Origin of the sequence: Nocardia sp. NPDC005746 (genome assembly GCF_040630785.1) — a bacterium.
In the GTDB taxonomy this organism is placed as follows: domain Bacteria; phylum Actinomycetota; class Actinomycetes; order Mycobacteriales; family Mycobacteriaceae; genus Nocardia.
On sequence record NZ_JBEXYE010000002.1, the window covers coordinates 381,770 to 399,443 of the forward strand.

The 17,674-nt window shown below is 69.9% G+C and carries 19 protein-coding genes; 5 read left to right on the forward strand and 14 right to left on the reverse strand.

The features are described from left to right. Positions 1-18: 18 nt before the first annotated feature. The 3 genes from ABZ412_RS05655 to ABZ412_RS05665 are packed head-to-tail and all read right to left on the reverse strand — an operon-like array spanning position 19 to position 3,693. Positions 19-1,224, reverse strand: a complete 1,206-nt coding sequence (locus tag ABZ412_RS05655) for a GNAT family N-acetyltransferase (RefSeq protein WP_357276751.1) — start codon at positions 1,222-1,224, stop codon at positions 19-21. Further along, the gene (locus ABZ412_RS05660; protein ID WP_357276753.1) at positions 1,221-2,504 is read right to left on the reverse strand and encodes a DegT/DnrJ/EryC1/StrS family aminotransferase; all 1,284 of its coding nucleotides are present in this window, start codon (positions 2,502-2,504) and stop codon (positions 1,221-1,223) included. The genes ABZ412_RS05655 and ABZ412_RS05660 overlap by 4 nt, the downstream gene beginning before the upstream one ends. Positions 2,505-2,511: 7 nt before the next feature. After that, positions 2,512-3,693 carry a 2-deoxy-scyllo-inosose synthase gene (locus tag ABZ412_RS05665; RefSeq protein WP_357276754.1) on the reverse strand — a complete coding sequence of 394 codons (1,182 nt, stop codon included), beginning with the start codon at positions 3,691-3,693 and terminating at the stop codon, positions 2,512-2,514. A 268-nt stretch (positions 3,694-3,961) separates the two neighbouring features. Here ABZ412_RS05665 and ABZ412_RS05670 point away from each other — a divergent pair, with 268 nt between their 5' ends. Continuing rightward, a complete protein-coding gene (locus ABZ412_RS05670; protein ID WP_357276757.1) occupies positions 3,962-4,774 on the forward strand; it encodes a helix-turn-helix transcriptional regulator in 813 nt (270 codons plus the stop codon). Here the strand turns inward: ABZ412_RS05670 and ABZ412_RS05675 are convergent, their stop codons facing one another. From ABZ412_RS05675 to ABZ412_RS05710, 8 genes are all read right to left on the reverse strand, one after another. Then, positions 4,775-5,566, reverse strand: a complete 792-nt coding sequence (locus tag ABZ412_RS05675; RefSeq protein WP_357276759.1) for an alpha/beta hydrolase — start codon at positions 5,564-5,566, stop codon at positions 4,775-4,777. It lies immediately after the preceding gene. A gap of 145 nt (positions 5,567-5,711) precedes the next feature. Further along, positions 5,712-6,308 carry an ATP/GTP-binding protein gene (locus ABZ412_RS05680; RefSeq protein ID WP_357276762.1) on the reverse strand — a complete coding sequence of 199 codons (597 nt, stop codon included), beginning with the start codon at positions 6,306-6,308 and terminating at the stop codon, positions 5,712-5,714. After that, positions 6,283-6,630, reverse strand: a complete 348-nt coding sequence (locus ABZ412_RS05685) for a DUF742 domain-containing protein (RefSeq protein WP_357082077.1) — start codon at positions 6,628-6,630, stop codon at positions 6,283-6,285. The genes ABZ412_RS05680 and ABZ412_RS05685 overlap by 26 nt, the downstream gene beginning before the upstream one ends. Then, entirely contained in the window at positions 6,627-7,061 is a 435-nt protein-coding gene (locus ABZ412_RS05690; RefSeq protein ID WP_357276764.1) for a roadblock/LC7 domain-containing protein, read from the reverse strand. The genes ABZ412_RS05685 and ABZ412_RS05690 overlap by 4 nt, the downstream gene beginning before the upstream one ends. Beyond that, positions 7,058-8,632, reverse strand: a complete 1,575-nt coding sequence (locus tag ABZ412_RS05695) for a sensor histidine kinase (RefSeq protein WP_357276766.1) — start codon at positions 8,630-8,632, stop codon at positions 7,058-7,060. Before ABZ412_RS05695 ends, ABZ412_RS05690 begins: the two co-directional genes overlap by 4 nt. Positions 8,633-9,070: 438 nt before the next feature. After that, entirely contained in the window at positions 9,071-9,814 is a 744-nt protein-coding gene (locus tag ABZ412_RS05700) for an aquaporin (RefSeq protein ID WP_357276768.1), read from the reverse strand. A gap of 74 nt (positions 9,815-9,888) precedes the next feature. Next, positions 9,889-10,263, reverse strand: a complete 375-nt coding sequence (locus tag ABZ412_RS05705) for a helix-turn-helix transcriptional regulator (RefSeq protein ID WP_357277141.1) — start codon at positions 10,261-10,263, stop codon at positions 9,889-9,891. Positions 10,264-10,454: 191 nt separating this feature from the next. Beyond that, positions 10,455-11,168, reverse strand: coding sequence for a hypothetical protein (locus ABZ412_RS05710; RefSeq protein WP_357276771.1), 714 nt, complete (start codon positions 11,166-11,168; stop codon positions 10,455-10,457). A gap of 153 nt (positions 11,169-11,321) precedes the next feature. Between ABZ412_RS05710 and ABZ412_RS05715 the strand changes: the two genes are divergently transcribed. The 3 genes from ABZ412_RS05715 (at position 11,322) to ABZ412_RS05725 (ending at position 14,235) form a co-directional block, all read left to right on the forward strand. Next, positions 11,322-11,888: a hypothetical protein gene (locus tag ABZ412_RS05715; RefSeq protein WP_357276773.1), complete on the forward strand. Its 567-nt coding sequence runs from the start codon at positions 11,322-11,324 to the stop codon at positions 11,886-11,888. Then, entirely contained in the window at positions 11,885-12,517 is a 633-nt protein-coding gene (locus tag ABZ412_RS05720; RefSeq protein WP_357276776.1) for a class I SAM-dependent methyltransferase, read from the forward strand. Before ABZ412_RS05715 ends, ABZ412_RS05720 begins: the two co-directional genes overlap by 4 nt. Positions 12,518-12,876: 359 nt before the next feature. Beyond that, the gene (locus tag ABZ412_RS05725) at positions 12,877-14,235 is read left to right on the forward strand and encodes a family 1 glycosylhydrolase (RefSeq protein WP_357276778.1); all 1,359 of its coding nucleotides are present in this window, start codon (positions 12,877-12,879) and stop codon (positions 14,233-14,235) included. Between the two features lie 17 nt (positions 14,236-14,252). On the opposite strand, the gene ABZ412_RS05730 is transcribed toward ABZ412_RS05725, so the two are convergent. Then, positions 14,253-14,924, reverse strand: a complete 672-nt coding sequence (locus ABZ412_RS05730; RefSeq protein ID WP_357276781.1) for a MerR family transcriptional regulator — start codon at positions 14,922-14,924, stop codon at positions 14,253-14,255. A gap of 102 nt (positions 14,925-15,026) precedes the next feature. On the opposite strand from ABZ412_RS05730, the gene ABZ412_RS05735 reads away from it, so the two are divergent. Continuing rightward, entirely contained in the window at positions 15,027-16,757 is a 1,731-nt protein-coding gene (locus tag ABZ412_RS05735) for a GMC family oxidoreductase (RefSeq protein ID WP_357276784.1), read from the forward strand. Positions 16,758-16,817: 60 nt separating this feature from the next. Here ABZ412_RS05735 and ABZ412_RS05740 read toward each other — a convergent pair whose 3' ends face one another. Then, positions 16,818-17,129 carry an EthD family reductase gene (locus ABZ412_RS05740; RefSeq protein WP_357276786.1) on the reverse strand — a complete coding sequence of 104 codons (312 nt, stop codon included), beginning with the start codon at positions 17,127-17,129 and terminating at the stop codon, positions 16,818-16,820. Between the two features lie 27 nt (positions 17,130-17,156). Continuing rightward, complete coding sequence (locus ABZ412_RS05745) at positions 17,157-17,621, reverse strand: hypothetical protein (RefSeq protein ID WP_357276788.1); 465 nt, start codon at positions 17,619-17,621, stop codon at positions 17,157-17,159. Between the last annotated feature and the right edge of the window lie 53 nt (positions 17,622-17,674).

A 17,674-nucleotide genomic window follows, 5' to 3' on the forward strand; every position in this document is an offset into this window, starting at 1 on the left:
TGGTGTCCTCGGGTGCGTTCAGAAGGGTGTGGTGTTGAAGGGTTTCCGCGTCGTGGCGAAGGCGCGGTCGAGTGCGTCGGCGGCGCCGGCGGTGAGTGAGTACACGCGGCCCGCGCGCTCGAACTCGCTGATCGAGTGCGTGCCGAAGTAGGCGGTCGTGAGTTCGAGCGGCCCGATGCGGACGTCGGCGGCCGCCCCGTCGGCGGGCGTCCACGTGCCGTGGCCGCCGGTGATGTCGAGCCGGTAGGCGCCGGCGCTCAACCCCCACGGATCGGCCACCTCGATGACACCGTGGAAGTCGGCCCGGAACTCTCGTGCCGCGATGGCCTTGGGCAGGTTCAGGATCCACGTCGACAACCCGGCATCGACGCCGGTCACCGCCGCGGCGCGAGCATCCTCGAGCAACAGCGGGGTGGGATCGTCGATGGCGGTGTCGAGGAGGATCCGGACGTATTCGCCCTGGCCGAGCAGGCAGCGCAGCAGCTCCCGGTGGGCGGGCACGGTGAGCGCGCAGAAGTCGCGCACATGCACGGTGTCTCCGGCGAGTTCGTAGACGACATAGCCGTCGGCGTGCGTCAAGACGAACGCCCGCGGATGCAACGCACTGGGCCACCAGGACTCCGCGCGATCCAGCGCCCCGGGCGTGCCCTGCTGCCAGCGGGCGTAGAGCCTGCGCAGCTCCCCCATCGACTCGGCGTACGAAGACTCCCGCACTCGGCCCGAATCCGGTTCGGCCGCTCGAAGTTTCGCCCGCGCGCGGTCGATCCGCAGATGCCGGGTGTGGGTGGTGACGCCGACATAGGCGTAACTGCCGCCGGGCCCGGGCATGGCGGCGAACACGTCGGCTTCGGTCTCCAGGGCGATGGCCATCAGCTCGGCCTGCACCTTGGCGTAGATTCCGCGCTTCTGATGGGTGGTGGCGACCATCCCCTGCGCGCAGGCCGCGACGGTCAGCTGGGCCCCGCCCGGCGCGGTCACCGTGGTGCGAATGATGGCCGCGGTCCCCACGATGCGTGGTTCCCCGGCCTCGGTGACGTCCTCCACCACCGCGATGTCCTCGAGCCGGAACTGCCGTTTCCACGCCTCGAAATCGTGGGTCTTCACGCCCCCGAACGCGCGGTCGTAGCGCCCGCGCAGCGCCTCCCAGTCGGATTCGACGGCGCGGCGGGTGCGGATCCCGTCGATGGTGCGGCTCTGCCAGTCGGCCATGAGTTCCGAGTTCATGCCAGGCCTTTCGGGTCGAGGGCGGCGGCGTGGGTGCGCACCTTGTCCAGCGCGGTGAGGATGTCGTCGATGTCGGCGCGCTCGCCCAGCAGCACGCTGTGGTGCATGAGCAGGGTGTGATCGCGGTAGTGGTCGGCGCCGGTGAAGTCGCGCCCGGTGGCGCGTTCGACGGCCTCGGCCCAGCGCCGCGCGAAGCGAGGCTTGGTCTGCGGGCGCAGCAGAGCGCTGCGGTGCAGCGGATCGCGGGGCGGGTAGACCTTGGTTCCGAGTTCGGCCGTGAGCGCCGCCGCCACCTGATCGACGCTTGCGAGACCGAAAGCACCAGGTTGCAGACGGATCCCGTATTCGTAGACGGCACGCCGGTCCACCGCCGCGGGGACGGGAATGCGTTCCAGGCCGGGAATGTCGGGCAGCCCGGCTTCCAGATCCTTCGCTCTGGCCTCACGCAGCGCGTGCTGGTCGTCGAGGCGCGGCAACTGGTCGAGCAGGAGCCCCGCGGTGAGTTCGGACATGCAGTAGTTCGCGCCCATGACCGTGGCCTGTTCGACGAGCTCGAACTCCCCGGCAGCGGGTGCGCCCTCCGTGTACGCGCGAGAGTCCGCGCGCAGCATGAGCATCCGCTCGTACAGGTCGCGGCGGTCGGTGATCGCGGCCCCGGCCTCCCCCGCGGCCAGCGACTTGGCCGCACCGAGGCTGAACACCCCGATCGCGCCGAACGTCCCGACCGCGCGCCCGGCCCACCGAGTGCCGTGTGCTTGCGAGCAATCCTCGATCAAGGCGAGCCCCTCGTCACCGGTGACCGCCACGATGTCGTCGAGTTCGGCCGCGGTGCACGCCAGATGCACCACGATGACCGCCCGCGTGCGCGGCGAGACGACCGCGCGCAGTTCATCACCGGCCAGGCAGCCGGTATCGGGATCGACATCGGCGAGCACCGGGACCGCGCCCACCCGCAGCACCGCCGTCGCCGGAGCGACCCAGGTCATGGCGGGCACCACCACCTCGTCCCCGGGCCCGATCCCCAGCGCCTCCAACGCGATCACCAGCGCACTGGACCCGTGGTCCACGCTGATCCCGTAGGCCGCGTCGTTGTAGCGGGCGAACGCCTCGCCGAACAACCGCTCGCGGGACTTGCCGCCGCGCGGGCTGTACCAGGTCACCGACCAGCGCGAGGAGTGCAGCGCGGCAAGCAGTTCCGCCGCGGTCCGATTGTCGTATTGCGGCCAGCGCGGCCAGGCCCGTCCCCCGCGGACCGACGCACCCCCGTGCAGTGCGAGCATGGCGCGCCTACCCGACCACGACCGGCGCGGACGTCCGCGCGACGACATCGAGCGCGGCCCGGATCTCCGACACCTGCACCGGCACCAGCGGAAGGTCCCCCGTATTCGCCGGACGCCCCAGCGACCGCAGCAGCACGAACGGCACCGTGTCCGGCCGCGGCGGCAGGTACCCCTTCTTGTTGTCGTCGGCGATCACCGCGAGCACATCGTCGACGCTCACCGACGCGGGCAGCGCCGGCTCCACACCCAGCCCGGTGACGATCTCGTAGTGGACGCTCACCTCGTCATCGGACAGCCATCCCCGTGCGTGCGAGATATGCGCGGCCACCAGCATTCCCAGCGCAATCGCCGCGCCGTGCGGAAGTCCCGCGACCCCGCGCACCCGGTGATCGCAGATCTCGATGGCGTGCCCGGTGGTGTGCCCGTATTCGAGGACCAGCCCGGTGCGGCGCTCGAAGGTGTCCGACCGGGTGACCGCGGATTTCGCGGCGATGCTCGCGTCCAGCAACCACAGCAGCGAATGCGGGCTGCTCAATTCGCCCGCCGCGATGACCCTCCGCAATCCGTCCAGCGCCGACGGTTGGATCGCGAGGCAATTCTTCGCCATTTCACACAATCCCGAAAGCAATTCACGCTCCGGCAGGGTGGTGAACAGTTCGACGTCGGTGAATACCGCCTCGGGCGCGTAATAGGTGCCCAGATGATTCTTCCCGACCCCGGAGTTGATCGCCTGCTTGAGCGACAGCACCGAATCCATGGCGGCGATCGTGGTGGTCGGCACGTGCACCAGCCGTACCCCTCGGAACAGCAGGTTCGCCATCAGCCCGGCCAGATTCCCGGGCACCCCGCCACCGAAGGACACCACGACCGAACGCCGCGTGACGCCGGCCCGCAAGGCGGTCTCCAGATGGCTCGACAGGCAGGTCAGCGTCTTCATGGATTCGCCGGAGGGATGCGAGAGGATCAGTGCGGGAATGGATCCGGCCAGGGTGTCGAGGTGGTGACGGTAGCGGGTGCGGACGTCGTCGTCGGTGACGATCACGAGTTTGTCGGGTCCCAGGGCGGTGATCGCCGCACCGATCTCGGCTACGCAGTCGCGGCCGAAATAGTAGGGAAACGATTGTTCGCCGATCACTATCGTGCGCGACCGCAGACCCGATTCGTCGCGCGACAATGAAGTATTGGCCATTTCCGGTGCCGCTCCTCGCTATTGGCCGATCCCCCATCGACTCCCCTGCCGGCGCCATTGCCGACCCTCGCAGGGCAAATATCGAATGCGCGCTCCCCACTTGGCAACCGCTGGGATTCCCCAGTCAGGTGCAGGCGAATTCGCGAGTACCACTGTGCGAAACACGGTGTTGCGCCGCCACCACCGCCGGTGGTACCGCCGCCTCCGGCCGCCCCGGGTCGTCGTTCCGTGCGGCCCCGCCCGGTGCCGCCCCCTAGGCTGGGGGCAGATGACCGTGTGCGAAGGGATGCTGTTGGCCGACAACGAATTCGGGCTGCCGACCGTCGAGGTGCTGCGCGCGCCCACGCTGGCGGAGTTCGTGCGCGAACGCCGGGCGCGGGCCAGTACGCGCTATCCGGCGGGGCTGACCCGTAAGCAGCTGGCCGAGGCCACCCACGCCAGTCTGGGCTACATCGCCAAGATCGAGCAGGGTGAGGCGCTCAATCCCGGTCCGGCCATTCTGGATTCGCTCGCCGTGGTGCTCGAGCTCGACCCGGCCGAACGCGTGCACCTGTACCACCTGGCCCAGCAGCGTCCGGCGGCGTCGTCGGCGCGGGCGTTGCGTCACGGTGACTCGGCGGCCTCCGCGGTGCGCACCACGCTCGACGCCCTGCTGCCGCATCTGGCCGCCGCGATCGACGATGCCTGGAATGTGGTGGCCTGCAACAGCGCCTTCGACGAGGCGCTGCCGGGACTGTCGTGCCGGGGACACGTGCTGCGCTGGATGTTCACCGATCCGCGGGCGCGCATCGTGCTCGAGGAGTGGGAGCGTGAGGCGCGGTTGATGGTCGGGCGCTTCCGCGCCTACGCCGCCGGCGTTCCGGAAAGCGGCGACCTCGACGGTCTGCTGCGGGAACTGGGTCAGCAGCACGACTTCCGGCGGCTGTGGAACGAGGGCCATGTGCACATCGGCCGCCTGGACCCCACCTTCACGTTGCGAAACCCCCGCACCGCCACCGTGTTCGACGTGCGGGTGCAGCGCTATCGCGCGACCGCCCCCGGCCCGGCGCACCAGTTGTTCATCGGACTGCTCGAGCCGTGATCAGCGGGGCATGCCCGCGAGGAACCCCCGCAGCAGCGCGTTGACCTCTCCGGGATGGGTGAGTGAGGGGGTCATGGCGGCGCCGGCGATGGTGTGCACCGGCACCGGATTGCCCAGGGCCGAGGCCAGTTCCTCGACCTGCTCGGCGCTGATCGCCTGATCGGCCAGCCCGCGCAGCACCAGCGCCGGACACCGGATCTCGCCGAGCAGTTCGAGCACGGTGTCCCGGTTGACCAGGCACTCCCCGGCCAGCCGGATCCGTTCGCGATCAGCGGCGCCCCATTTGTCGCGCCAGGGCTGCTGCTCCTCGACCGTGCCGCCGACCATGAGTGAGCCCACCATCCTGATGGTCGGGCTCGGGGTGGCGCTGCTCGTCCACTGCGCGAGCACCTCCTGGTACCCGGCGCGGCGTTGCGCGGTCATGGCGGTGGCGCTGCAACCGACCACGATCAGCCCGTCGACCCGCGGCTGCGCCAGCAGCGCCATGCGCAGCGCCGTGAACCCGCCGTGCCCGACCCCGCCCACCACGACCCGGTCCAGGCCCAGTTCGTCCACCACCGCCCAGGCGTCGCGGGCGAGATCCCAATAGCTGAACGGGGTGTCGTCGTCCTCTGTCTCGCCGTGCCCGCGCGAATCGATGGCGATGATCCGGTAGTCGGGCGCGAGCGCCTCGATCTGGGGTGCGAACATCGCCTGATCCATGAACAGCCCGTGCCCGAGCACCACCGCCGGACCCGGCCCGCCGGTGTCGGTGTAGTGGATCTTCACCGATCCTCTGCTCGCAAACGGCATTCCGAAACTCCTTCAGTTCACCCTGCAGGAATCGCTCACCGTACAGCAGATTCCACACCGGGTGACCGTCCTTGCGAGATCCGTCACGCGGCCCGTTCCGCCAGGCCTCTCGCCACGAATGATGTTCTGCCCGTAGAAAATACGGCTAGACGCGGGGCTCCAGCAGATACTCGACCAGAGTGATCAGCGCCTGCAGGCAGGGGTTGCGGTCGCGGGCGTCCAGACGCAGCAGCGGGGTGTCCGGATCCAGGTCGAGGGCCTCCCGGATCTCCTCGAGCGGGTGGCGGGGCGCTCCGTCGAAGTCGTTGACGGCCACCGCGTACGGCACGCCGCGCTCCTCCAGAATCGACAGCGCCTCGTCGGCCTTGTCCAGGCGGCGGGTGTCCACCAACACCAGCGCGCCGAGCGCGCCGACGGCCAGATCCTCCCAGATGGGCACGAACCGGCGCTGGCCGGGCGTGCCGAAGAGATACAGGGCCAGGCGGGGATTGAGGGTGATGCGGCCGAAGTCCATGGCCACCGTGGTGGTGGTCTTGCCCGGCAACCCGGCCATGTCGTCGACGCCGACGCTGGCCTCGGTGATCGTCTCCTCGGTGCGCAGCGGCCGGATCTCGGACACACTGCCTACGAACGTGGTCTTCCCGACGCCGAAGTTCCCCGCCACCAGCAACTTCACGGTGCGGGTGACGGTCTCCGGCACATAGTCGACGACGCGCTCATGCGGAGAGAGCGCGGAGTCCATGGAGTACCTCCTCCAAGAGGGCTTGTCCCGGCAGCGCTTCCACCGGGGCAGGGTGGGCCAGATGGCCACTGTCGAGCAGATCGGCTACCAGGATCTTCACCACCGATGGCGGCAGGTCCAGGTAGGCCGCCAGCTCGGCGGGGGTCAGCACCCCGCGCCGAGCGATCTGCAGGATGCGGCGAGCGTCCGGGGACGCACCGGGTGGCGGATCGGACACCGCGACAACCAGACTGACCAGATCCAGCGCCCGACTCGGACGCGAGCGGCCGCCGGTGCGCACGTAGGCCCGGACCAGGTCGGGATCGCGCCGGGGCCGGCTCATGACCGCGGCAGATCCACTCTGGTCCGCGACGTACTGCCGAGCTCACGCCCGACCCGCCCGGCCAGTTCGTTCATCCGGTGCGCGACCAGGCTGACGTCGACGTCCTGGGTGGTCGAGACTCCCAGCAGCGCACCGGCTCCGGCGGCGGTGATGAAGATCATCCCGTCGGCGTACTCGGTCATGTTCTGGCGCACCGAGTTCCCGGGCGAACCGCCGCAGAATTCGGCGAGCGCCTTGCCCAGGGCCCGCAGACCCGACGCCGCGGCGGCGAACCGCTCGGCATCGTCGATGCTGACGCCGCCGGTGTGGGCGATGCGCAGGCCGTCCTCGGACAACAGCACGGCGAACCGGACACCGGGGGCCTCGAGATCCTCGAGCAGCCAGGCCAGCCGGTTGGTATCACTCACTGCCGTCGCGGGCGTACCGGTCACGATGTCATCCCTTCGGAGTGCTCGTACGCGGCCGCACGGCCGCGCTGGGAGCCGCTGTGCCAGGCAGCGGCGATATCGGGACGCGCGGAGGCGGTGGCGTCCGCGGCGTCCGGGCCGGCGGTGGCCAGGGCCACCGTCGCGGAGCGGCGGCGCCGTCGAGGCAGGCCGCCGGAGGTCAGTTCCTGGGGTGCGACCGAATCCATGGCCACCACGGTAGGTTCGGGATCGGGCGAGGGCAGCCGGGTGGGCGCGGGCACCGGGGCGGGGGCCGCCACGGTCATCGGCACCGGGGCGGGCGTCGGCACCGCGGCAGGGGCGGTCGGCTGCGCGGCGGCCGGTGCGGCCAGCAGGGTTTCGGGGATGAACACCATGGCACGCATACCGCCGTACATGTTCGGGCCGTCGATGTAGACCGAGAACCCGTAGCGGCGCGCCAGCGCGGCCACACCGGGGAAGCCGACGCGGGGCGTCGGGCCCAGCGCGTGGATGTCGACGACCTGGTCGCCGGCCAGCACGCGGCGGGTCTCCTCGAGCTGTTCGGGGTTCATCCGGACACCGGCGTCATCGACGATGACGGTGACGCCGTGGTGGCCCTCCTGGAAACCGATGTCCACGAACGAGGTCGGCGGCGAGTAGCGCAGGGCGTTGTCCAGCAGCGTCGCGATGGTGTGCACCAGCGGCTCGACCACGCGGCTCACCACCGGGCGGTCCAGTTCGCCCGAACGCACCCGGGTGTAGTCGCGCACGCGGCCGGTGGCCCCGCCCACGACGTCGGTGAGGGACTGCTGCGGCCAGCGGCGGCCGGGCAGACCACCACAGACGATCACGTAGGACTGCGCCTGACGGATCATCTGCTGCACGGAATGGTCGATGCGGGTGAGCGTCTCGAAGGTCTCGTCATTGCGGTGGCGACGCAGCGCGGCGCTCACCACCTGGCTGACATCGGCGCCCAGGCTCACCACGGACGCGCCGAACGCGCGCACGGCCGCGGAGGTGGCGTCGCGCGCCGCGCCCTCCACCTGCGCACGAGCGCTGTCGGCGGCGTCGGCGACCGCGGCGCGGGCATTCTCGTTCGATTGCGCGACCGAGACGCGGGCGGCCTCCTCGGCCTGGGCGATGGCCAGCTGCGCCATCTCCTCGATCTGGGCGATCGCGCTCTCGCGGGAGGATTCGGCCTCGGCGAGGGCGAGCTGGGTCTCGTTGGCGCGTTCGCGCGCGACCCGCTCGGCGGTCTCGGTGGCGACCTTCTGCAGTTCTTCGCCGCAGCGGGCGGTCCACTGCCACACCAGTTCCGCGATGCGCGACTGTTCGAGGACGACCGGCAGGTTCACGGTCGGGTTGTCGGGGTCCGAGCGGCGCACCGCCGCACCGATGGCGGGCACGACATTCTCGGTCAGGTTCGCGATCATGGCCTCGACCGCGGCCTCGCGGTCCAGCTGTTCCTCGCGCACAGCCGCGACACGCCCACGTTCGGCGCGCAGGGCGCGCCACAGGAATACCACCCCTACCACCGCGAGCACGAGAGCGGCGGCGAGGACCCAGGAAAGCAGCACGGCGTTGTCTTGATTCATCAATTCTCTTGTCGTCCGGCCGATCCTGAAATCGGCGGAGCCACCATAGCAGAATCGTCTGTGTCCCCGAACCTTTCGGTATCTCCGAGCAAACCGCCGACCGGAGTCCATGCAGCTCATCGCATTTCAGCGCACTCTTGCAGGCCGAGGGCTCGCTGCGTTGGACCTGCCCGCCGAGCGGGTTCGAACCCGAGGTCCGAGCGCCACAATATGGACGTTCGACCATTACTTCCGAGGTCGTGGCCCGAGGTGCCGTCACCGGGCCTGGATCACCGGTCGCGCTGCCCTGAGAACGGTCCAGCGGCCCAGCTACTCCCCCGCGCCCGCAGCGGGGACGCCTGGCCCTACAAGCCCGCTGGGTCGCGGCCCGCTCACCGCCGCACTCGATGCCGGCACGGCCGCCGACGCCGACTTCCGCCGTCACGACCCCCGCGCGGCTTAGACGCCGCGGACGGCCGGACGGTACAGCAGGGTGATCAGGCTGGAACCGGCCAGGCCGCCGAGGATCTGGGCCGCGGTGAACGCGGGCACCGAGGACGGGGCGATGCCGGTGAACGAATCCGACAGCACGCGCCCCAGGGTGAGCGCGGGATTCGCGAACGACCCCGAGCTGGTGAACCAGATGGCCGACCCGAGGTAGGCGGCCACCGCCGCGGCGCCGGCTCCGCGTCCGAGCCGGGCGGCGGCGAAGCCGATCGCGACCAGTCCCGCGGCGGCGAGCATCTCGCCGAGCAGGTGGCCGCCGGTGACGCGCTGCTGGGTCGCCAGTTGCAGCGGAGGCCGGTCGAACATGGCGTTGGCCAGCAGCGCACCGACGATAGCACCGGAGCATTGGGCGGCGAGGTAGACGCCGAACGCCCGCGTGGACAGTCCCCGACGATCGCGCCGACCGCCCAGCCAATCCGCCAGCGACACCACCGGATTGAGGTGCGCGCCCGAGATCGGGCCGAAGATCAGAATGAGCACGGCCAGCCCCAGCGCGCTGGCGGTCGAGTTCTCGAGCAGTCGCAGGCCGGGGTCTGCGGGTGAGAGCTGGTCGGCCGCGATGCCCGAACCGATCACGACGGCGGCGAGGGCGGCGGTACCGGAGAACTCGGCCACCGCTCGACGCCCGAGCGGCAGCGGGCCCGCATCGGGGACGGCGCGGTACGCGGCGAGGACGGGCGGTTCGGGGTTCGGCACCCGGTCACAGTGCCAGACCAGGGGTTTCCGAAGCCGGGCTCGGCACAAGATATTTCGTATATACCGCCGCCGGGCTATTCGAGGCCGCCCGCGCCCACCTCCGGCAGGCCCTCGGTGAGGCGCAGCCGCTCGGCCATGGTAACGAGCAGGTGCTGGGATTCCTCGCTCAGATCGACGGCCGCGATGGCGAGTCCGCGCAGGCCGGGGAATTGCAGGCGGGCGAGCAGGTCCAGGTCGTGGCCGCGCGGGACCGGATGGGCGGCGGTGGCGAAATGGTCGGGGCGGACACGGAAGTAGCGCGCCAGGGCGGCGATGGTCTCGCGGGAGGGGTTGGTGCGCGCACCCGAGCGCAACTGGCTCAGATAGGGCTTGGAGATCGGGTGACCCCAGGCGGTGAGCTGGGCGGCGACCGCGGAGTTGGTGTGCGGGCGTCCGCCGGGCGTGGGCATGGCGTCGAAGAGCTCGTTGAGCCGGGCCGCGAACCCGGTGACGGCCGACGGGATCGGGGCGGGCGTGCTGCGCCGCGTCGGGGTGCGATGCGGGATGCGGGCGTAGAGGCGGCGCAGGGCGGGGTCATTGAGTGAGGAGCGTTCGATCAGGTCTGCGATGCGCAGCACCGGGTCGGGGGCGTGATCGGGGCTCATTCGGCCACCTCCTGGCCGTCGAGGCCGGTCATCCAATCATGGTCGCTGCGCAGTCCGGCCCAGCGCACTTCGACGGCCGGGACCGACGGGAACGCGAAGAGCTGCGCGATCTCGTGGGCGCTCAATCCCATCGCCTTACCCCAGGCGAGCGCGCGGTCACGCTCGCTCAGGCCCTCCAGACGGCTGCGGAACGCCAGGCGGGAGACGACGGATCCGGCGATGTCCTCGGCGGCGGCCAAGACCTCGGACAGCTCGGGGCCGTCCTCGCTCACCACCGCCACCGTCGACGCGGGCTGGTACTGGTAGAGATCTCCGCCGCGGCGGCTGCGGCGGAAGTGCTCGACGAACGCGCGGACACACGCACCGAGGAAGTAGCCGCTCAGACTCTGTCCGCCGTCGGCGGCCCAGCCGTCGCCGTCACGGGCGGCGCGGCGAAAGCGTTCGAGGGCGCGGGTGATGGTCTCGCGCACGAAGTCCTCGGCGAAGCGGGTCTCCACCAGCAACCGCTCCTGCGCGGTCGGACGCAAGGGCATCCCCTCGCGTTCGGCGACCGCGAAAATCCAGCCGCTGCGTACCCACGGCCCCAGGACGGCCAATGCGTGGCGAACCAGACTGTCCGCCAACAGCTTCCAGGATGATCCCTCGAATCCGGCCTTCCGAACCAGCTCGAACAGCTCGTGTTCGGCCGCGCATCTCTCTGGGTGGGTCATGTTTCAGGTGTCCTCCGCCCTGCACCTCCAGATCGCTGACGAACACGTTATAGGGGCGGCAAACAAAGCGCATTTCTTTCAGCTAATGCTCAGTAAGCGGAGTGTGTAAATCGTTCCTTGACAGCCGAATTCGCGTCAAGGCAGCATTTACATATGAGTGATTCCCCGCACCGGGATCCCGCCGACGAGCGAGCGATCCTGGCGAAGCTGTTGTCCACCAATGCCGATGTCGTGGCCGAGGTGTTGCGCCCCGGCCAGGGCGTTCCGCCGCCCTCGGTCATGGCCGCGCTGCGGGCCGCGCGCAGTCTCGACGGTGTCGTCGACGATGTGCTGCGGTCGCTGGTGCGGCAGGCCCGCGACGAAGGGCGGACCTGGGCCGAGATCGGCGAAATCTTCGGCACCTCACGTCAAGCCGCGTTTCAGCGCTTCGGCGGAGCCGGCGCCGGAATCCCGATCCCCCCGCTGCACTCCACGCCGCCGATTCCGCCGGTTCCTACCATTCCACCGATGCCGGGCATTCCACCCATGCCCTCGATACCCCAGATGCCTTCCCTGCCAGGCATGCCCGAATGGCCCAAGGGTCCCGGCATGCCGCCCGCACCGGGACGCCCGTTCGCCGGACCCGGGCACCACGGACCGCACGGTCATCGCGGCCCCGGTCCGCACGGTCCGGGCAACGCGCCGGGACCCGAGCCGCGCGACGACGAGCCGGGCGCATGAGAGCCGCCGCCGCGGGCCGCGAGGTACCGCACCCACCCGGTGGCCGGAGCCGCCGACTGCTCGCGGCGGCCCGGCAGCGCTATGCCGAGGACCGGCTCGCCGACGCGGTGTCGGCGGGGACACGTCAGGTCCTCGTTTTCGGTACTGCCCTGGACACTTTCATCGCGCACAATCCGTACCGTGACGTGCGGGTCATCCGGGTCACCGACCGGGAGGGCGGAATAGCGCAGCCACCAGGGGATTCCGAGCCTGTCGGCCGAGCCACGGCGAGGCAACTTGCGGAATTCGTCCGATTCGCACCCGGATTCGAGCCCCGGGACCCGGTGTTCGCCGTTCGACTCGACGACCCGGGCCGCCATGGTTCGGCCGGTGCCGCCACCGGCCCCGCGTGTCCCAGAACGACCATGACGGCGTTGCAGTTGCTAGCCAGTTGCCTCGGCGGCGCGGAGATCGTGCTCGAGGTGCCTCGCACCGGCGTCACCAGCGTCGCCCGTGCGGTGCGCGAGACGGGGTGGGTGGTGCAGGAGGACCTGAGCGCCGACACGCTGGCCTCCCGCTATCTCGATGCCACCGCCGGACAGGACTATTCGGTCGAACCCCGCATTGTTCGAGCGCGGGTCGCGCACTGACGCCGGTCGATGTCCGCGCCGGCCACGCCGACCCGGCGACGCCGCCGCGCTGAAGATACGCCGGGTGGTTGCACCGGACTGTGACTCCCCCTCCTGGAACCGCTTGGGCCACAGGCCGGTACATCACGAACGGTAGGCGGCATGGGTTCGGCTCGACACCGAGATCATTAACGGGACCACCATCGCGGCAGGTGAGGGCCGCGCGAGGGTTTTCCGGTCCGGAAATCCGGCGCTGATCGGCGGGTGAGCCGAGCGCAGCGGGCCCCGCGACACGCCCCTCACTGCCCCGGAATTCAGCTAATAGGCAGCTACGCTCCGAATGGGACATTCCGACCAGGCGTCCCGGAGAAGGAGCCCCGATGCGCCGTCGCCTGCACCGACTAGTCCTAGCTGGGCTCGCCGCCGCCGCGACGCTGCTGCCGGTGGCCACAGCCGCCCACGCGACTCCCGCACTGCCGCCCGCCACTCCGGGCACCCACGGCGGACTGGGCCCCGACTTCCTGTGGGGCGTGGCCGCGTCCGGCTTCCAGTCCGAGGGGCACGCCCCCGACAGCAACTGGATGCACTACATCGACGCCAATCCCGACTGGGACCGCTATCGCAACTCCATCGACTTCCGCTCCCGCTACCAGACCGACATCGCACTGGCCGCGGGACTGGGCTCGAAGGTGTTCCGCATCGGCATCGAATGGGCGCGCCTACAGCCCGAACCCGGGGTATGGGACGAGGAGGGCTTCGCCTTCTACGACCGCGTCATCGACGACATCGTGGCCAACGGCATGGAACCCATGCTCACGCTGGACCATTGGGTGTACCCGGGCTGGGCCGCCGAACGCGGCGGCTGGAACGACGACGCCATGGTGGGCGACTGGCTGGCCAATGCCCGCAAGGTGGTCGACCGCTACACCTCCCGCAGTCCGGTCTGGGTCACGGTCAACGAGCCGGTCGCCTACATCATGCACGAGGTGCGCCAGAACGACACCGACGCCGACCAGATGCTCGACCGGGTCGCCCAGGCACACAACGAGATCTACGACTACATCCACCAGGTGCAGCCCAAGGCGCTGGTCACCAGCAATGTCGGCTATGTGGCCGGGGCCGAGGCGCAGGTCAACGGGCCGCTCATGGAACGCATCGGCGACAAGCTCGACTTCATCGGCGTGGACTACTACTTCGGCTACGAGCCGCCCGAGGCCAACACGGTCAATATGCCGGACGGGTCGGTCGCGCCGCCCGCCGGGATGTGGGATCTGCCGATCCGCCCCGAGGGCATCTACTATGCGCTGCAACACTATTCGCGGATGTTCCCCGGCAAGCCCTTGTGGGTTGTCGAGAACGGCATGCCCACCGAGAACGGCAAGCCGCGCGCCGACGGCTACACCCGCTCCGATCATCTGCGCGACACCGTGTACTGGTTGCAGCGCGCCAAGGCCGACGGCATGAACCTGGTCGGCTACAACTACTGGAGCCTCACCGACAACTACGAGTGGGGTTCGTTCGCGCCGCGTTTCGGCCTCTACACCGTGAACGTGCAGACCGATCCGAGCCTGACCCGCAAGCCCACCGACGCGGTCGACACCTACCGGCAGATCATCACCGCCGGCGGGGTGCCCTCGGGCTACGAGCCGGTGCGGTTCCCGTCCGACTGCAAGCTGGTCGATCCCCCGGCCAGCTGCGAGAACCCCGTCACCGTCCCCGCCGCGGTCCCCGCGCCGTGATGCGGGCGCGGCGCGGGTCAGCGCCGGCGGACCGCGCGTTCGATCTCCTCGGCCAGGGTGGCCCCGCCGACCTCGCGGGCCGTGGCCAGGAACCGGTCCCGGAATCGATCCAGGTCCAGATCGATGCCCTCGCCGGTGTACTCCCGGCCTGAGGCCTCGCGCACCACCCGGATCATCTCGTCGGCCAAGGTGGCGATGTGGGTGCGGATCAGCTTGCGCAGCACGCCCGACAACGCGATATCGGTGCCCACGTCGTAGAGGATCAGCGCGCCGGTGAGCATGGCCGGTTCGGGCACCCGCCAGCGGGTGCCGAGCGGTTGGAGGTAGCCCTCGGACAGCAGGTCGTCAAGGATCTCGGGGCGGCGATCGCCGAGCAACTCGGTCAGGGCATCGTCGTCGAGGACCGTGCCGGTGTCGATGTCACCGCTGTAGCGCGGATCGAAGACCTCCCGCCAGTCGCCGTCGCCGGGAACCTCGGCCTCGAACACCTCGCGGATGGCGTCCAGGCGCAACCCGCGCGCCTGCATCGCGGTGATGGCCCGCAGTCGTTCCAGGTGGTCGGGACCGTAGACCGCTTCCTTGCCCGCGCGCCCGGGCTTGGGCAGCACTCCGACCGAGTGGTAATAGCGGATGGTGCGGGCGGCGACACCGCTGAGTTCGGCGAGTTGCAGGCGGCTGTATCGGTCCACGCGAACAGCATAGATACCGCAACCCGGCCCTACGTTGACAGCCACAACTGTCCGCATTAGCGTAACCGCCGCCACACTGTCGACGACGACAAGGGAGTCCTCATGACCCAACGCGACACCGATTTCGACGTGCTCATCGTCGGGTCCGGCTTCGGCGGCAGTGTCAGCGCACTGCGCCTCACCGAGAAGGGCTACTCGGTCGGCGTACTCGAGGCCGGTCAGCGCTTCACCGACGACCAGCTCCCCGACACCAGCTGGGACCTGCGCAAGTTCCTGTGGGCCCCGAAGCTGGGCTGCTTCGGCATCCAGCGCATCCACCCGCTGCGCGATGTGCTGATCCTGGCCGGCGCGGGCGTGGGCGGCGGCTCACTCAACTACGCCAACACCCTCTACGTGCCCCCGGCCCCGTTCTTCGCCGACCCGCAGTGGCGCGAGATCACCGATTGGCGCGACGAGCTGATGCCCTACTACGAGCAGGCCCGCAAGATGCTCGGCGTCGTCACCAACCCGCACATGACTCCCGCGGACGAGGTGTTCAAGCAGGTCGCCGAGGACATGGGCGTGGGCGACACCTTCGTGCAGACCCCCGTCGGGGTGTTCTTCGGCGAGGCCGGCAAGACCGTGCCCGACCCGTACTTCGGCGGCGCGGGCCCCGAGCGCACCGGCTGTATCGAATGCGGCGAGTGCATGACCGGCTGCCGCCACAACGCCAAGAACACCCTGGTCAAGAACTACCTGTACCTGGCGGAAAAGGGTGGCACACAGGTGTTCCCGATGACCACGGTCACCACCGTGCGTCCGCTGCCCGACGGCACCTGGGACGTGGAGACCGAACGCACCGGCGCCTGGTTCCGCAAGCAGCCCAAGACCTACACGGCCAAGCACGTGGTGCTGGCCGCCGGCACCCGCGGCACCCAGCAGCTGCTGTTCGCCATGCGCGACAAGGGCGTCCTGCCGCAGCTGTCGTCGCGGCTGGGCCTGCTGACCCGCACCAACTCCGAATCCATCCTCGGCGCGGCCACCCGCAAGGTGAACCCCGACGTCGACTACACCCGCGGCGTGGCCATCACCTCCTCCATCCACCCGACCCCCGACACGCACATCGAGCCGGTCCGCTACGGCAAGGGCTCCAATTCGATGGGCCTGCTGCAGACGCTCATGGTCGACGGCGGCGGCAGCATCCCGCGCTGGCTGCGCTTCCTGGGCATCGTGCTGCGCCACCCGCTGATGCTGCTGCAGTTCATGTCGGTGAAGAACTGGAGTGAGCGCACCATCATCTCGCTGGTCATGCAGCATCTGGACAACTCCATCACCACCTACACCAAGCGCGGGCTGTTCGGGCGCAAGCTCACCTCCAAGCAGGGTCACGGCGAACCGAATCCGACCTGGATCCCCGCGGGCAACGAGGTCACCCGCAAGGTCGCCGACACCATCGGCGGTGTCGCGGGCGGCACCTGGGGCGAAGTCTTCAATATCCCGCTGACCGCCCACTTCCTGGGCGGCGCGGCCATCGGCGCGGACGCCGACCACGGTGTCATCGACGCCTACCATCGCGTCTACGGCTACCCCACACTCTCGGTCGTCGACGGCGCCGCGGTCTCGGCCAACCTGGGCGTGAACCCCTCGCTGACCATCACCGCCCAGGCCGAGCGCGCCGCGGCCATGTGGCCCAACAAGGGCCAGGTCGACACCCGCCCCGACCAGTCCGAGGGCTATGCCCGCATCGCACCCGTCGCACCCTTGCAGCCGATGGTTCCCGCCTCGGCCCCCGCGGCCCTGGTGCTGCCGATCGTCGAAATCCGTGGCGGCAGCTCCGAATCCACGCCCGCCTGACCACCCGCACCTGAGTAGGGCCCCGGCCGATCGACGGCCGGGGCCCTACTCAGGTCGACATCAGATCAGGTCCCGCTCGTGGCTGTAGACGAAAGTGACACCGCCAGTGGCGAAGTTGGGGACATCGGCGACCGCCGCCTGCCCCTGCGGGCTGGCGAGGACCGCCTCGAGCTCGGCGCGCGAATCGGCGTAGAGGCCCACGACCAGGTAGTAGGGCGAAGGTTGGCTGGGATCGGCGCTCTCACCGTGGCCGATGGTCCACTTCTTCAGGCCGGTCATCTCCCGAGCGATCGGGATGTGGGTGTTCCAGTAGTACTCGTCGAAAGCCGCCGGATCCTGCGGATGTCCGTAGAGGATCGAGAGTCGGTACATCGCACCGAGGCTACGGGGCGGTCCGGCTCAGTGGGCGTGGATGTGCGAGATGCCCATCGGGGAGGTCGGGGGTGGGACGTCGCCGAGGGGGGCGCGAAATTCCTGGAGGGCGGCGAGGACGTCGACGTGGCGGGCGGCGTAGCAGCGGACCTGGGGCAGGGCGTGGGCGACCTCGCTGCGCTCGAGGGGTTCGGCGTCGATGTAGCCGACCTGGCCCAGGCCCACGCCGAGGGTTTCGGCGATGCGGGCGATGGCGGCGGACTTGCGGCCCCAGCCGACCTCGACGGCGGCGAAGCGGTCAGCGACGCCGTGGCGGCGCAGTTGCTCGACCGTCCAGGCCCATTCACCGCGGGAGGCGACCGCGTGCATGACGCCGCGCTCGCTGAGGATGCGCAGTGAGCGCGCGGCCTCGGCGCGCAGCGCTCCGGCGGTGGAGTCGCACACCACCCCATCCCAGAGCGTGTTGTCGCACTCCCACACAAGCAGTTTCACGTTCGCGGCATTCATCGTTCCCCTACCAGTCAGCAACCATCCGGTACCAAGGG

Bases quoted from the DNA above. Each gene is read 5' to 3' on its own strand.
- ABZ412_RS05655 (WP_357276751.1), bottom strand. From the start codon at position 1,224: ATGAACTCGGAACTCATGGCCGACTGGCAGAGCCGCACCATCGACGGG.
- ABZ412_RS05660 (WP_357276753.1), bottom strand. From the start codon at position 2,504: ATGCTCGCACTGCACGGGGGTGCGTCGGTCCGCGGGGGACGGGCCTGG.
- ABZ412_RS05665 (WP_357276754.1), bottom strand. From the start codon at position 3,693: ATGGCCAATACTTCATTGTCGCGCGACGAATCGGGTCTGCGGTCGCGC.
- ABZ412_RS05670 (WP_357276757.1), top strand. From the start codon at position 3,962: ATGACCGTGTGCGAAGGGATGCTGTTGGCCGACAACGAATTCGGGCTG.
- ABZ412_RS05675 (WP_357276759.1), bottom strand. From the start codon at position 5,566: ATGCCGTTTGCGAGCAGAGGATCGGTGAAGATCCACTACACCGACACC.
- ABZ412_RS05680 (WP_357276762.1), bottom strand. From the start codon at position 6,308: ATGGACTCCGCGCTCTCTCCGCATGAGCGCGTCGTCGACTATGTGCCG.
- ABZ412_RS05685 (WP_357082077.1), bottom strand. From the start codon at position 6,630: ATGAGCCGGCCCCGGCGCGATCCCGACCTGGTCCGGGCCTACGTGCGC.
- ABZ412_RS05695 (WP_357276766.1), bottom strand. From the start codon at position 8,632: ATGAATCAAGACAACGCCGTGCTGCTTTCCTGGGTCCTCGCCGCCGCT.
- ABZ412_RS05705 (WP_357277141.1), bottom strand. From the start codon at position 10,263: ATGCCCACGCCCGGCGGACGCCCGCACACCAACTCCGCGGTCGCCGCC.
- ABZ412_RS05710 (WP_357276771.1), bottom strand. From the start codon at position 11,168: ATGACCCACCCAGAGAGATGCGCGGCCGAACACGAGCTGTTCGAGCTG.
- ABZ412_RS05715 (WP_357276773.1), top strand. From the start codon at position 11,322: ATGAGTGATTCCCCGCACCGGGATCCCGCCGACGAGCGAGCGATCCTG.
- ABZ412_RS05720 (WP_357276776.1), top strand. From the start codon at position 11,885: ATGAGAGCCGCCGCCGCGGGCCGCGAGGTACCGCACCCACCCGGTGGC.
- ABZ412_RS05725 (WP_357276778.1), top strand. From the start codon at position 12,877: ATGCGCCGTCGCCTGCACCGACTAGTCCTAGCTGGGCTCGCCGCCGCC.
- ABZ412_RS05735 (WP_357276784.1), top strand. From the start codon at position 15,027: ATGACCCAACGCGACACCGATTTCGACGTGCTCATCGTCGGGTCCGGC.
- ABZ412_RS05740 (WP_357276786.1), bottom strand. From the start codon at position 17,129: ATGTACCGACTCTCGATCCTCTACGGACATCCGCAGGATCCGGCGGCT.